This is a genomic window from Bacteroides sp. 14(A) (genome assembly GCF_000526555.1).
Classification (GTDB): Bacteria; Bacteroidota; Bacteroidia; order Bacteroidales; family Bacteroidaceae; genus Bacteroides; species Bacteroides cellulosilyticus.
Genome location: NZ_JAGH01000002.1, coordinates 2,401,761 through 2,417,595, shown reverse-complemented (window position 1 = coordinate 2,417,595; position 15,835 = coordinate 2,401,761). Strand labels below are relative to the sequence as shown.

The following is a 15,835-nucleotide window of genomic DNA, read 5'->3' as shown; positions in this document are numbered from 1 at the left end:
ATATGGAAGAACGTAGCGAGGAACTATGGCATGAGAAAGCCAGGCAACTTGGTATTGTAGTTATTATACCTACCTACAATAATGAAAAGACGCTGACTACCGTAATTGAAGATGTACTCTTCTATGTAGAAGATATCATCGTTGTCAATGACGGCTCTACCGATAGCACCCCTACTCTTCTGGAAAACTATCCGAACCTGCATATCATCACCCATCCTACCAATAAAGGAAAAGGAACTGCCTTAAAGAACGGATTAAAACAGGCCAAAGCAGCCGGCTACCGATATGCCATCACTATAGATTCCGATGGACAGCATTTTGCTTCAGACATTCCTATTTTCATGGAAGAAATAGAAAAAGAACCGGATACGTTGCTGGTAGGTGCCCGTAATCTGACTTCGGACAATATGCCGGGCAAGAATACTTTTGCTAATAAGTTCTCCAACTTCTGGTTTAAACTTGAAACCGGAGTAAAGCTTCAGGATACCCAATCGGGTTACCGGCTCTATCCATTACATAAAATCAATGTGCAGAGATTCTACTATACCGCTAAATATGAATTTGAGCTTGAAGCACTGGTCTTTGCAGTATGGGGAGGAACCACGGTCCGCAATATACCCATACATGTCTATTATCCGCCCCAGGAAGAACGTGTCTCCCACTTCCGTCCTTTCCGGGATTTCACTCGCATCAGCATATTGAATACCTTCTTAGTGTTCATCACTTTCCTCTGGATTTATCCGCGTAACTTCTTCCGGAAACTAACCTGGAGTAATTGCCGGAAATTCTTCCGAACTCACATTACACAGTCCGAAGAATCGAATCTGAAGATTACCTATGCCATTATGTTAGGTGTATTTATAGGAATAGTCCCGATTTGGGGATACCAGATGCTTGTTACTTTATTTTTGGCTCATGTGCTTAAACTCAACAAAGTAATAGCCATTGTAGCAGCTAATATCAGTATTCCTCCCATGATTCCTTTCCTATTATATGGCAGTTACCTGACAGGGTGTAAAGTACTGAACAGACCGGTTGAACTTCATCTTACCAATATTTCATTTGAAAATGTGAAATCGGTTTTAGAGCAATATTTAATTGGAAGTGTTATCTTTGCAACCGCTTGTAGTATACTGGCAGGTATTATAACGATCAGCCTGCTCACTATATACAGAAGGCCGAAAACAACATGACTCAGTTCTTTATCAGACTATATAATTATTTTCAAAGACACAAAGTTCTCTTCTATTTGTCACTCTGTGTTTGTGTCCTTTTTATGGGGTACTTCGCCTGGCAAGTCAGGTTTGAAGAGAATGTGACCCGTTTCTTTCCTGATACGAAGAACAACCAGAACATCACCAAGGTATTTGATAATCTAAAAATAAAGGATAAGATTATCATCTTAATCTCTCCTGCCGACTCTATAGTAACTCCGGATCTAATGATAGAGGTCGGAGACCAACTGAAACAAAACTTATTAGAAGAGTCTAACCAAACCTGGATTAAAGATATCTTTTCGGAAGTAGATGAAACAACCATTGAAAAAGCAACAAATTTTGTTTATGAAAATCTTCCGCTGTTCTTGACGGAAAAAGACTATCAGCACTTCGACTCACTCTTAACACAGGAAGGCATAGAAGCCATGATGCGAAAGAACTATACCAACCTTCTTTCTCCCGCAGGTATAGCATTGAGAGGTTATATACAAAGAGACCCGTTAGGACTTGGAAATAACGTATTAAAGCATCTGCAGGATTTTCAGTTGGAAACCAATTATGAAATCAACAACGGACACATCTTTTCGAAGGACGGAAATACATTGCTGATGTTTATGACTCCGGTATTTGGAACAGGAAGTACCGGTGAGAATGAAAATCTGATCCGAATACTTGAAAATGAGTTGCAACAGGTTCAGAAAGAGTATCCTTCCATTCGCGCATCTTACTTTGGAGGTCCCTCGGTCAGCGTCTATAATGCACGACAGATTAAAAAGGATACCATTATTACTTCTTCGATCGCACTGCTGATTATCATTGTTTTCATCTCGCTGGTGTTTAAGCATAAGAAATCAATCCCTCTCATTGTCACTCCCGTTTTATTCGGGGGATTGTTCGCTTTATGCCTGATCTATTTTATTCAGGGATATATTTCTGCGATTGCTGTAGGTGCCGGATCGGCTATTCTGGGTATTGCGCTGAGTTACTCCATACACATGCTGGCACATCAAAATCATGTTTCTACCGTCCAGCAATTGATTAAAGAAATAACTTATCCGCTTACAGTAGGCAGCTTTACTACAATAGGTGCATTCTTCGGACTTACTTTTACCACTTCCGAATTGCTACGCGATTTCGGTTTGTTTGCTTCTCTGGCACTTATCGGTACTACTCTTTTTTGTCTTATTTACCTTCCACATTTTCTGAAAGGACAAGCTGATGTGAAGCAAGGCAGGGTCTTACGCTTTATTGAAAAAATCAATGCTTATCCTTATGAAAAGAACAAATGGTTAGTAGGTGGTATCATTATTATTACCCTCATCGGCTTATTTACTTCACAAAAAGTCAAGTTTAACGAAGACATGATGAGCCTCAACTATGAGCCTCAACACTTGAAACAGGCAGAGGCTAAACTGGAACAGCTTTTCAATGCCCAAGAGAAAACCGTACTTTTTGTCAGTGTAGGTAAAGACATGACAGAAGCACTCGAAAGCTATGCAAATACCAATCAGCACTTATCCGCTTTTAAAGAACAAGGGCTTATTAAAGCGTATGCATCTGCCGAGCAATTCTTAATTTCACCGGAAGAACAGCAAAAGCGTCTGGAACGATGGAACCAGTATTGGGGAGAGTCGGGAAAGATATCAACTATTCGCAAATACATAGAAGACGCCGCCCGTACTTATCACTTCCGGGAAGGTAGTTTCGATGCATTTTACCAATGGTTAGAATACCCATTCCAGCCCTATAATTATCAGGACGATACAAACAGTATCGCCACTACCCTACTGAACGAATGGCAAACAAGCGCTGACTCCATCACGATGCTCGTTACCCAGGTACGCATCACTGATGATAATAAGGAAGAAGTCTATCAACAATTCAAGGATAATACGGATGTTGTAGTCTTCGACCGGAGTTATTTCACTAATCAATGGGTCTCTGCCATCAATAACGACTTTTACCTGATACTTTATATTTCTTCATTCCTTATATTCCTGGCCCTATTGATTTCGTACGGGCGTATAGAATTAACCCTGATCAGTTTCCTGCCTATGCTTATCAGCTGGACCATTATTTTGGGCCTGATGGGGATTCTGGGTATCGAATTCAACATTATCAATATTATCCTCTCTACTTTCATTTTCGGTATCGGAGACGACTTCAGTATCTTCATCATGGATGGACTCCAAAATAAATACCGGACAGGAAAAGCGATCCTGAATTCCCATAAGACAGCTATTTTCTTCTCTGCATTCACAGCCGTTGTGGGAATGGGAACTTTAGTATTTGCCAAACATCCCGCCCTGCAATCCATTTCACTGATTTCCATCCTTGGAATGGCAGCGGTGGTATTAGTAGCCTATACCATACAACCTATTATTTTCCAGTTCTTTATTGCTAAACCGGCTTCTAAGGGATTGCCCCCGTACACCTTGATAGGTTTACTCCGCACGATCATCCTTTTCATGCTCTTCGTTACAGGATGCATCATTCTGAGAATTTTCATTTTCTTATTATACCTCATTCCGGTACGCCGCAGTTATAAGCAGCAGCTTGTTTGCCGGATTATCAACATTACTTGCAAAGGTATATTGGTAGTGGCAACATTTGTACGTAAAGAACACATCAACGTAACCAATGAGACATTCAAAAAGCCGGCTATCATAATAGCTAACCACCAGTCTTTCATTGATATCCTGGAGTTATTATCTTTTTCCCCGAAGATTATCATGATAACCAATCACTGGGTATGGAACTCTCCGGTATTTGGAAAAATTATTCAATATGCAGGTTTCTTCCATGTAGACGAAGGATATGAACTTTGTGTGGAACGGATGCGGGAAAAAGTAAGAGAGGGATACTCCATTGCCATTTTCCCCGAAGGTACCCGGACCTATGACGGCAAGATGAAGCGTTTTCATAAAGGTGCTTTCTATTTATCAGAAACTCTGCAATTGGATATTATTCCTATTCTGCTATACGGCAATGGAGAGATTATAGCCAAGGCACAACCTTTCTATGTCCGCAAAGGCATTATTTACTCTAAAATATTACCTCGCATACTTTATAACGATGATTCATTCGGAACTACCTATCAGGAACGTACCAAGCGCATCTCTTCCTACATGAAAGAAGAATATGCACGTATTTGCCTGAAAAAGAATACACCGGCGAATCCGGCATTTTATGAGGCATTGGTACTGAACTATATCTATAAAAGTCCTGTCATCGAGTGGTACATCCGCATCAAAGTAAAGATGGAACACAATTACCAGTTATTCAATCAACTGATTCCGATGAAAGGACAGATTACAGATATCGGTTGTGGTCTCGGTCCTCTGTGCTATATGCTGTCTATGATATCCAAAGAAAGGCAAATATTAGGAATCGATTATGACGAAGATAAAATAGCTATAGCTCAACACGGCTGGCTTCGTGGCGAAAACCTTCGTTTTGAACATGCTGACGCATCGGTTTATGAGTTCCCGGAAAGTGATGTCTTCATCCTGAATGACGTATTGCATTACATGAATTATGAACATCAACATGACTTGTTAGTGAGATGTGCCAATCTTCTTCGTCCTGAAGGAATGATTATCGTACGTGATGGAAACTCTGCTGAGACTCATAAACATCGGCTAACCCGCCTCACGGAAGTTCTCTCTACCCAAGTTGTCAAGTTCAATCGCACTACGGATGAGCTCTGCTTCACTTCCGAAGCTCAAATTCAGAGCATAGCCCGGGAGTGTGGAATGGAAGTAAAGACTATCCGCAACGATAAATATACATCGAATACCATCTATATACTTAAAAAGCAATTGCCATGAGTAAGTATGACATCATCATCATTGGAAGCGGATTAGGTGGCCTTGAATGTGGAGCCATACTTAGTAAAGAAGGGTATAACGTATGTGTGCTCGAAAAGAACGAACTGTTTGGAGGATGCTTTCAGACGTATCGCCGGAAAGGACATTTGTTGGATACAGGAATTCATTATATAGGTAGTCTGGATGAAGGACAAGTCATGAATCAGTTTTTCCGGTATGTAGGAATCATGGATCACCTCAAAGTCCGGAAACTGGATGAAAATGCTTTTGATAAGATTTTCTATAAGAATCGCGTATATGATTACGCAATGGGATACGAACGCTTTACCGATACCCTTTGCCAATCATTTCCTCACGAAAAAGAAAATCTCCGGCAATATACAACGTTACTGAAAGAGGTAGGCAACCTGATCAGTGTGGATAATCTGAAGAAAGGTATTATTTCTACTGAAGGAATGAAGTTCTTCAATACCTCAGCAGCAGGAATGATAGATAAGATTACCACCAATCCTGATTTGCAATCGGTATTGGCCGGTTCGGCACTTCTGTATGGTGGCTTAAGAGAACATTCCAACTTCTATGAACACGCCATGATTAACAACTCCTACATACAAGGAGCCTATCGGTTCATTGACGGAAGTATGCAAGTGGCCTCTGAGATGATCAATGTGATTCGCACTCATGGCGGAACAGTTTTGAACAACAGTGAAGTCACCCGTATCATTGTAGAGAACAATCAGGTAGCAGGGGTAGAGATAAACCATGCAGAGCGGATAGAAAGCAAATACATCATCTCTAACGTACACCCCAAACAAACATTAACCTTGCTAGACAAAACCCGCTGTATCAAAAATGCCTATATCTCCCGTATTAATTCTTTAGAAAACACATACGGCATTTTCACTCTTTATCTGATTATGAAAGAGAAAAGTTATCCGTATCTGAATCAGAACCTCTATCTGCATGGAGACAATGATGTATGGTATGATAAGAAAGTCAATATGGGATATACCACCAATTGCATGATCTCCACACAAGCATCTTCCCGCAACAGTGATTATGCAGACGTCATATCCATTCTGACTCCCATGTATATAGATGAACTGTCTGCCTGGCAGGATACACTTCCCGAACAACGAGGTGAAGACTATAAAGCCTTCAAAATGGAAAAAGCCAGGCAATTGTTGGAGTTCATCAAAAGTCACGGGATCGATTTTACCGATCACATCGAGACTATGTATACCACTACTCCACTTAGCTACAGAGACTTTACGGGTACTTGCGACGGTTCCGCCTATGGAATTATCAAAGATTACAAATGTCCGCAGATCGGTTTTGTTTCCACCCGGACCAAATTGGGAAACTTATTTCTCACAGGACAGAACCTGAATGTCCACGGTGCTTTAGGAGTTACATTAACCTCCATCATCACTTGTGGCGAATTACTCGGACATGAATATTTAGCTAAACGAATAGGCCATGCATAAGATATTAAAGAAAACAATTAAATATACGGCATGTGGCATAGGGGTGCTTCTCCTTGTCATTATCCTCTTTGTTAGCATCCTCTATTTCTCTGCGGATATGCTGACTCCCGACTACCCCCCCAAGGCCAACGGAGAATTGGTACAGACAGACAGTCTTCGGGAATATGCGGGCAATTATCTGCGGCAAAGCAACAGTGGTCTGTGGGAGTTGAAGGTGAGTGGCGATGCATTCCAGCGCGGTGAGGCCATAGGCAAACTTTCTTCTGATTTGCTATACTATCAGGAGAAAGTCTTTGTTGACCAGATACGCGAAATAGTACCTTCTGACAATTATCTTAAGTTTCTCCGCTTCTTCATCGTACTTTTCAACCGTAATTTAGGAGAGAATGTCCCGGAAGAATTCAGAGATGAAATTTATGGTATTTCGCTCTCCTGTACCCATGAGTACGACTTTATCGGTACTCCCTACGAGCGCCAACTCAATTATCATTCGGCTCACGATCTGGGACATGCCATGCAAGATTACATGTTGGTAGGTTGCAGTTCCTTTGCCACCTGGGGAGAAAACAGTGCCGACTCTTCCCTCATCATCGGACGCAATTTTGATTTTTACATGGGGGATAAGTTTGCACACAACAAGCTGGTATCTTTTTATCAGCCCGAGCAAGGCTATAAATTTGCATCCGTGGGTTGGCCGGGTATGATCGGTGTACTTTCGGGCATGAATGAAACCGGACTCACGGTGACTATCAATGCTGCAAAATCGGATATGCCGACTGCTTCTGCCACTCCTATCTCTATCCTGACCAGAGAGATACTGCAATATGCCTCAACAATTGATGAAGCCTATGCCATCGCCTTGAAGCGGAAAACATTTGTTTCCGAATCCATACTGATCGGTTCTGCGCGGGATGGCAGAGCCGCTATCATTGAAAAGTCACCGGAGAAGACGGCACTTTTTACAAGTAGCGGTAATCAGATTATTTGTACCAACCATTATCAATCAGATACTTTCCGCAACGATGAACGCAACCAGGAAAACATTGCGACTTCCGATAGTCCCTATCGTTTTGCCCGTCTGCAAGAACTGTTGAAAGAGAATAAGCCTATCGACCCGATGAAAGCTGCTTCCATTCTCCGCAACCAAAAAGGATTGGACAATATTGATTTGGGCATGGGTAATGAAATGGCTATTAATCAACTCATAGCCCATCACTCTGTTATTTTCCTACCGGAGAAACAGATCATGTATGTATCCACTTCTCCCTGGCAATGCGGCAAGTATATGGCATACGATCTAAACAAAATATTCAGCGATACCATAGATTTCCATCACGAAATCGCCACTTTGAATCTGACTATTCCCGAAGACAACTTTATCAGGCAAGCAAACTACAAACAGTTCATGGCTTATAAACAGCTAACGAAGCTCATCCGGGAAAAGACACAGCGAAAAGAAACAATAGAAACAAAGGTCCTGAATCTTTATGAAGCATCTAATCCTTCATTCTATTACGTTTACGAAGTATTGGGAGATTATTATGCTGCAATACAACAAACTGGTACAGCCATAATCTATTGGCAGAAAGCACTAACAATGCCCATACCCAAACAAGCTGAAAAAGTACGAATCCAACAAAAAATCAATAAAAAACAATAATATGGAAAAGAATCCAGACATACAGTTTCACTCTCCCGAAGAGATTAAATTGTATCAGGAAGCCAGGCTCTCTGAAACCTTGGCTTACTTGCAGGCACATTCCCGCTTCTATCAGCAAATGTTCAAAGAACATTCCATAGACACTACTCGAATCAAAAAGATAGAAGATCTCCAACAAATTCCCGTTACCACCAAAACAGACCTGCAACTACATAATAGTGAATTCATCTGTGTAGACCCGGATGATATTATCGACTATGTCACCACTTCCGGAACTTTAGGAGATCCGGTTACTTTTGTACTGACCTCCAAAGACCTGGACCGTCTGGCATACAACGAGTATCTGTCTTTCAATACTGCCGGATGCAGCCGACACGATATACTGCAACTGATGACCACCATAGACCGCCGCTTCATGGCAGGGCTGGCCTACTACTTGGGAGCTAGAGAGCTCGGTATGGGAGTAGCCCGTGTAGGCAACGGTATACCGGAACTGCAATGGGATACCATTCACCGTATTCACCCTACCTGCGGCATGGTCGTTCCTTCATTCCTGATTAAATTGATAGAGTTTGCCGAGAAAAATCAGATTGATCATAACACCTGTTCTATGAAGAAGTGTGTATGTATCGGCGAAGCACTGCGTAACCCCGATTTTACATTGAACACCCTTGGACAGCGTATCAGCGAAAAGTGGCCGTCACTCCAACTCTATTCCACTTATGCCTCTACGGAAATGCAATCGTCCTTCACCGAATGTTCTGAATTCCATGGCGGACACCTGCAACCCGAACTTATCATTGTAGAATTTCTGGATGACAAGAACCTTCCGGTGAAGGTAGGAGAACCGGGAGAAGTAACCATTACCACTTTAGGGGTAGAAGGTATGCCTTTACTTCGTTTCAAAACCGGAGACATCTGTTACCAATATACGGAACCTTGTGCATGTGGCAGAAACACCATCCGGTTAAGTTCTGTGCTGGGACGAAAAGGACAAATGATAAAATACAAAGGAACAACCCTGTATCCACCTGCATTATTCGACATATTGGATGATATTCCCCGGGTAAAGAACTACGTTGTTGAGGTGTATACCAACAAGTTAGGTACAGACGAGATATTGATTCGGATTGGCAGTGACGAAAACAGCGAAAGCTTTGCCAAAGAAATTAAAGATTTATTCCGCTCTAAAATACGGGTAGCTCCTACCATCCGGTTTGAACCGGCAGAATATATCTCTCAGATACAAATGCCTCCGATGAGTAGAAAAAGCATCAAATTCTTTGATTTACGATAACTAATTTCTAATTTTGACAAAATAATAAACTGAGTACTGATTCTAAATTATTAATTGTATGAAAAAGCTATTCACCCTTCTGTTCCTTGCAATAAGCATGATTTGTTTCGGACAAAACAAGAACTTCCTTAAAGAAGTTGAAAGTATCAATTTCTATGGAGTGGACTATTCAGCGGCTAAAGTATTTGGCGCAGCAGAAACCCCGGCACAATTTAAAGTAGCATTTGATGGAATTAACCGATTGTTCATTACCGAAGCCAAGAAATATGACGTAAGTAAGAAGCTGAAAGTAAGAGTTAATGAAATCTCACTTGATGCTGTCAATCAGGTCAATGAAGCTATCGATCCACAAGAATTGATGACGACCAATGCAAGCTATATGCTGAGTGAAGATCAGATTAAGCAAATTGTGAACGCACTTCCCACACAAAAGAAACCGGGTATTGGCTTGGTTATCATTGCCAAATTACTGAACAAAGCAGAAGCATACGGTTCCTATCAAGTAGTATTCTTCAATACGGAAACGAAAGAAATAATACAAGACTGGGCAACCGGTGGTAAAGCAAGAGGTTTCGGGCTGCGTAATTATTGGGCAGGCTCCATCCATAAGGTTATAAGGAATCTATAAAGCAAGATTGTATAAAAGAGATGATCCGTTAAATGAAAATAAGCGATATTTATACACAAACCACGCTTCTATGCGAAGAGTTTTTATCGTTAGTTATCAACGGGTTACAAGATATCAACTTTTAGTAGACAAGAAATTAAGAGTTTGTCAACAAGGAATTAACTTCTTGTCGACAAACTCTTAACTTTTTGTAATCGGGGATTTGAGACTTTATCCATTTTCCTTACACGGTATAAAGTAATCCTATTCATCCTTCTATTTCCTGAATATCTTTTTTCAGCTCCTCCACCTGTTCATAAGTAAATCCGTCAAGAGCTCTCTTCATACTGAGCAGTTCTTCACGAATAGCTTTCAGACGATCTACAATTTCAAAGTTACGAAGAGTGTTTTCTTTATTGTCCTTCATTCGCTGGCGGGCACCGGGTAATGTCATTCCCCGTTCCTTCACCAGATGATAGATCAGCTTCACAGTTTCAATATCCTCTTTGCGATATTGCCGCACCCCACGGCTCCCCTTCTTCGGAGAAAGTTGTGGAAATTCTTTCTCCCAGAAACGAAGCAAGGACTCGTTCACATCGAACATCTGAGCTACCTCACTGATGGAATAATATAATTTCAAGTCTTTATCCATAGCTGTTAATCGAGAACTTTACCATGGTTGGCAGCAATCTGTATCATCCGGTCGTAATCCTCAGCACTCAAGTCCATAAAGTAATAGTTGACAGGGTTGACTACCTGACCTTTTACATGAACTTCATAATGCAAGTGAGGGCCTGTACTCTTTCCCGTACTGCCTACCCCGCCAATAACTTCACCACGTACCACCTTCTTGCCGACCTTAGTACGGAAATCACGCAAATGCGCGTATACGGTCTGATAACCAAATCCATGATCTACCACAATCCGATTACCATATCCGGTTTGCCACCCCATCTGTATCACCGTACCATCTCCTGTGGCATAAACATCCGTACCCAAAGGTGCCGAGAAGTCCATACCTGCATGGAATTTTGTAGTTCCGTAAATAGGGTCGATACGCGTTCCGTAACCGGAAGCTGTTTTGCGAAGGTCTTTATTGGAAACAGGCTGGATAGCGGGGATACAACGCAACATTTCGTCATGGCTCTTACACATATCCACCACATCATCGAAGGAACGCGACTGGATATAGAGTTGCTTGCTAAGCATATCCATCTTCTGAGTTGTATTCACTACCAGATCGGAGTTCGCCATATCCATCAGGTGTTCATAACGGTTAGTGCCACCATACCCTGCCTGACGAATAGCCGAAGGTACAGGGTCAGCCGCAAATATAACCCGATACAGGTTATCATCACGCTGTTGCACATCCTGCAACACCCCCATTGCCTCGTCCAGACGACGGGAAAGCACATTATATTGCGCTAAAAGTTGGCTATTTTCCTTCCTCAACTCTTTCTCGGAAGGTGAACCGAAGATAATCAGCAGAATAATGAAACTACCTGCCCCTAAGCCCATGCCGATAAACAAACGGCGCAGGAGACTCACCATCCGTTGCCGGACAGTAGGGTAAATACGGTCATAAGTCTGCGTCTGTGGATTATAAATGTAGTAAACTTTGCGCATCTTTTGGAAATATTTCGCTCATTAATACGGCAAAAGTAATAAAAACAAGCTATCTTTGCACAGTTTTTTCAAGAATTATAAGATTTATGATTTATGATTTATGATTTATAAGAAAACAGTGATGGGGAAACATCTACAGTATTCGGCAAGTTATTCTTTTAAATCATGTGATGCATAAGTCATAAATCCTCATGGCATAAATCATAAATCATAAAATCATAAATCAGACAGACGTATGTTGACTGCAAATGAAATCCGAAACTCGTTCAAGAGTTTCTTCGAGAGCAAAGGCCATCAGATAGTGCCCTCGGCTCCAATGGTAATTAAAGATGACCCGACACTGATGTTTACTAATGCGGGGATGAACCAGTTCAAAGATATTATTTTGGGTAACCACCCGGCAAAATATAAAAGAGTCGCGGACTCGCAGAAATGCCTGCGCGTTAGCGGAAAGCATAATGACCTGGAAGAAGTAGGACACGATACGTACCACCATACCATGTTCGAGATGCTGGGCAACTGGTCGTTCGGTGACTACTTTAAGAAAGAGGCAATCAACTGGGCATGGGAATACCTGGTGGATGTTCTGAAGATAGATCCGAAGAACCTTTACGCCACCGTATTCGAAGGCAGCCCCGAAGAAGGACTGGAACGTGACAATGAAGCCGCTTCCTATTGGGAACAGTTCTTGCCAAAAGATCATATCCTCAACGGAAACAAACACGATAACTTCTGGGAAATGGGCGATACAGGTCCGTGTGGTCCGTGTTCCGAGATACATATCGATTCACGTCCTGAAGAAGAAAAGGCTCAGATCCCCGGTAGTCAACTGGTGAACAAAGACCACCCACAAGTAATCGAGATATGGAATCTTGTGTTCATGCAGTTCAACCGCAAGGCCGACGGTAGCCTTGAAGGACTTCCTGCCAAAGTTATCGATACCGGTATGGGCTTCGAAAGACTGGTGCGCACACTACAAGATAAGACTTCTAATTATGATACAGATGTATTCCAACCCATACTAAAGGCTATAGGTAACATGACCGGCAAGAAGTATGGTGAAGACGAGAAGTCGGACATCGCTATGCGTGTTATCGCCGACCATATCCGTACAATCGCTTTCTCTATTACAGACGGACAATTGCCTTCGAATGCAAAGGCAGGTTATGTAATCCGCCGTATTCTGCGCCGCGCAGTTCGTTACGGTTATACATTCCTGGGGCAGAGACAGGCATTCATGTATAAATTACTCCCGGTTCTGATTGAGAATATGGGTGAGGCTTATCCGGAACTGGAAGCACAGAAAGAACTGATCAGCAAGGTTATTAAAGAAGAAGAAGACTCCTTCCTCCGCACACTGGAAACCGGTATCCGCCTGCTGGATAAGACGATGGCTGACGCCAAAGCTGCCGGAAAGACAGAAATCAGTGGTAAGGATGCCTTTACCTTATATGATACTTTCGGTTTCCCGCTCGACCTGACGGAACTGATTCTCCGTGAAAACGGTATGACTGCCGACATCAAGGAATTCGACGCCGAGATGCAACAGCAGAAGCAACGTGCCCGCAATGCCGCTGCCATAGAAACCGGCGACTGGATTACACTGAAAGAAGGAACTACTGAATTTGTAGGTTACGACTATACGGAATATGAAACAAGTATCCTTCGTTACCGCCAAGTAAAACAGAAAAACCAGACATTGTATCAGATCGTACTGGACTATACCCCGTTCTATGCCGAAAGTGGTGGGCAGGTAGGTGATACAGGTGTATTGGTCAGCGAATTCGAAACGATTGAAGTAATTGATACAAAGAAGGAAAATAACCTTCCGATACATATCACCAAGAAATTGCCCGCACATCCGGAAGCTCCGATGATGGCTTGCGTAGATACCGACAAACGTGCTGCCTGTGCAGCCAATCACTCGGCTACCCACTTGCTGGACTCTGCACTCCGCGAAGTACTGGGCGAGCATGTAGAACAAAAGGGTTCTTTAGTAACCCCCGACTCACTACGTTTCGACTTCTCTCACTTCCAGAAAGTGACGGACGAAGAAATCCGCCAGGTAGAACATCTGGTGAATGCTAAAATCCGTGCCAACATACCTTTGAAGGAATACCGCAATATTCCTATTGAAGATGCCAAAGAACTGGGTGCTATCGCCTTGTTCGGTGAAAAGTACGGCGACCATGTGCGTGTTATTCAGTTCGGTTCATCCGTTGAGTTCTGTGGAGGTACACACGTTGCCGCTACCGGAAACATCGGTATGATAAAGATTGTATCTGAAAGCTCCGTTGCTGCCGGCGTACGCCGTATCGAAGCTTACACCGGTGCACGCGTAGAGGAATTGATGGACACCATCGAAGATACTCTGAAAGATCTGAAAGCGCTCTTCAACAATGCACCCGACTTGGCCGGAACCATCCGCAAGTACATTGAAGAGAATGCCGGATTGAAGAAGCAGATGGAAGACTTCATGAGGGAGAAAGAGGCGCAGATAAAGGAAAGATTGCTGAAAAACATGCAGGAAATCCACGGCATAAAGGTAATTAAGATTTGTGCTCCGATACCTGCAGAAAGTATTAAGAATATTGCATTCCAACTACGTGGCGAGATTACAGAAAACCTGTGCTTCGTTGCCGGAACGATCAATGAAGGAAAACCGATGCTGACAGTAATGTTGAGTGATAACCTTGTAGCCGGTGGATTGAAAGCCGGAAATCTGGTGAAAGAAGCTGCCAAACTGATTCAAGGCGGTGGCGGCGGCCAGCCTCACTTTGCAACAGCAGGTGGAAAGAACATTGACGGACTGAATGCAGCAATAGAAAAGGTACTGGAACTTGCCGGAATTTAATAATTGACTTGTGAAGGCAGGCGGATTATTATTCGCCTGTGCAAGTAAATAACTGGCAAAAGACTTGACTTTGACATTCTGATGTCGTATCTTTGTCAATGTAATCCTGATTTAGTTTCAGGAAGATATATAGTAAAGAGGAGAAGCGAATGTTTCTCCTCTTTTTTGTATCTATAGAAGTGAAATGAGTTAAGATAGTATGTTTTATATGACAACATACTATGTAATGGACTAAAACAAACGATGTAATCACCCCAAACAAACCATCTGTTTGAGTAAAATACATCATCCGTTTCAGGTTAACACATCATCTGTTTGCAGAAAATAGAAACGGGAAAGCCGAAGCCCTCCCGTTCCGTTAAACATACATAAATTCTCTCTTGACAAAAAAGGTTAGATTAGTATATCTTTTTCAATTATTCTCCACTCTGATTACGTGGTTTTAAGCGTTCCACATGATAAACTTTACATCCTGTCGGGACTTCCACCGGACAGACTTCGGTTACATCTTCCCAAAAGTCGATATATTCCATTACAGACAGCCTGGTAAGATTGGGAGCATTGAAAGTATAAAGATGCTCTTCATTATTATACTTAAATAGCAGACCTGAACGTTCCACTTCACCTTCCATAACCGGTACCCTTTCATATTGTCCTACAAAAGGAGCAATAGTAGAATCATCCGGACGGACACGCAGGATTCCTTTTTCCCACAAATCAGATTCATTATCCGGTATCATCTCATAACGTCCTCCCTCCTTTACGGTAAAGAAGTTAGTGAATGCATCCACTATATTCTTCTTTTGTTCTTCTGTAGCTTCTCCAATAACCACAATGCCATCTTTCTCTTTAGACCAAACAAATTTCACACATTCGTCTACCTTCACTCTCAACATTGCCGAAGAACCACTGCCGTCTCTTACCGTTATCGAAGTCTCACCTATTCCTTTAGGAGTAACCAATATACGCTGATAGCCATTTTCATTTTTCACAAAAGCAGCGGTTACCACGGCATCGTTTCCGTTTATTATGACATAGTTGCCATCACCTCCATCCACACCGACAATAATACCTTCCGGTTTATCCAGATAGAGATTCACGGAACCAATCAGATTATCACAAGTCCCAATCTGGTAAATAGGCGCCTCTCCCGTAAAAAATACCATATCACGATAGTCATCCTCGCATGCAGTACCCACAAACAAGAGTGAAATCAACATTAGAATAGAATAGATGTGTTTCATTGTTTTAGTCTTT

Annotated in this window: 10 protein-coding genes; 7 read left to right on the top strand and 3 right to left on the bottom strand. The window is 42.2% G+C overall.

What is annotated here, in order from left to right:
* Positions 1-2 precede the first annotated feature (2 nt).
* Genes K429_RS0116600 through K429_RS0116575 form a run of 6 tightly spaced genes read left to right on the top strand, consistent with a single transcriptional unit; the run spans position 3 to position 10,119 of the window.
* A complete protein-coding gene (locus K429_RS0116600; protein WP_026367637.1) occupies positions 3-1,193 on the top strand; it encodes a DUF2062 domain-containing protein in 1,191 nt (396 codons plus the stop codon).
* Positions 1,190-5,047, top strand: a complete 3,858-nt coding sequence (locus tag K429_RS0116595) for a trifunctional MMPL family transporter/lysophospholipid acyltransferase/class I SAM-dependent methyltransferase (RefSeq protein ID WP_026367636.1) — start codon at positions 1,190-1,192, stop codon at positions 5,045-5,047. Before K429_RS0116600 ends, K429_RS0116595 begins: the two co-directional genes overlap by 4 nt.
* Positions 5,044-6,534 carry an NAD(P)/FAD-dependent oxidoreductase gene (locus K429_RS0116590; protein WP_007215116.1) on the top strand — a complete coding sequence of 497 codons (1,491 nt, stop codon included), beginning with the start codon at positions 5,044-5,046 and terminating at the stop codon, positions 6,532-6,534. Before K429_RS0116595 ends, K429_RS0116590 begins: the two co-directional genes overlap by 4 nt.
* Positions 6,527-8,194 carry a C45 family peptidase gene (locus K429_RS0116585; protein ID WP_026367635.1) on the top strand — a complete coding sequence of 556 codons (1,668 nt, stop codon included), beginning with the start codon at positions 6,527-6,529 and terminating at the stop codon, positions 8,192-8,194. Before K429_RS0116590 ends, K429_RS0116585 begins: the two co-directional genes overlap by 8 nt.
* A 1-nt stretch (position 8,195) precedes the next feature.
* On the top strand, positions 8,196-9,491 hold the full coding sequence (locus K429_RS0116580) for a phenylacetate--CoA ligase family protein (RefSeq protein WP_026367634.1): 1,296 nt from the start codon (positions 8,196-8,198) through the stop codon (positions 9,489-9,491).
* Positions 9,492-9,549: 58 nt separating this feature from the next.
* On the top strand, positions 9,550-10,119 hold the full coding sequence (locus K429_RS0116575) for a hypothetical protein (RefSeq protein ID WP_026367633.1): 570 nt from the start codon (positions 9,550-9,552) through the stop codon (positions 10,117-10,119).
* 247 nt (positions 10,120-10,366) lie between these two features.
* On the opposite strand, the gene K429_RS0116570 is transcribed toward K429_RS0116575, so the two are convergent.
* Both K429_RS0116570 and K429_RS0116565 read right to left on the bottom strand, forming a co-directional pair.
* On the bottom strand, positions 10,367-10,750 hold the full coding sequence (locus K429_RS0116570) for a MerR family transcriptional regulator (protein WP_007212312.1): 384 nt from the start codon (positions 10,748-10,750) through the stop codon (positions 10,367-10,369).
* Between the two features lie 5 nt (positions 10,751-10,755).
* The gene (locus tag K429_RS0116565; protein ID WP_007215113.1) at positions 10,756-11,724 is read right to left on the bottom strand and encodes a M23 family metallopeptidase; all 969 of its coding nucleotides are present in this window, start codon (positions 11,722-11,724) and stop codon (positions 10,756-10,758) included.
* Positions 11,725-11,959: 235 nt separating this feature from the next.
* Here K429_RS0116565 and alaS point away from each other — a divergent pair, with 235 nt between their 5' ends.
* A complete protein-coding gene (gene alaS, locus K429_RS0116560) occupies positions 11,960-14,578 on the top strand; it encodes an alanine--tRNA ligase (protein WP_007212310.1) in 2,619 nt (872 codons plus the stop codon).
* A 416-nt stretch (positions 14,579-14,994) separates the two neighbouring features.
* Here alaS and K429_RS0116555 read toward each other — a convergent pair whose 3' ends face one another.
* Positions 14,995-15,822: a hypothetical protein gene (locus K429_RS0116555; protein WP_007215112.1), complete on the bottom strand. Its 828-nt coding sequence runs from the start codon at positions 15,820-15,822 to the stop codon at positions 14,995-14,997.
* Positions 15,823-15,835 lie beyond the last annotated feature (13 nt).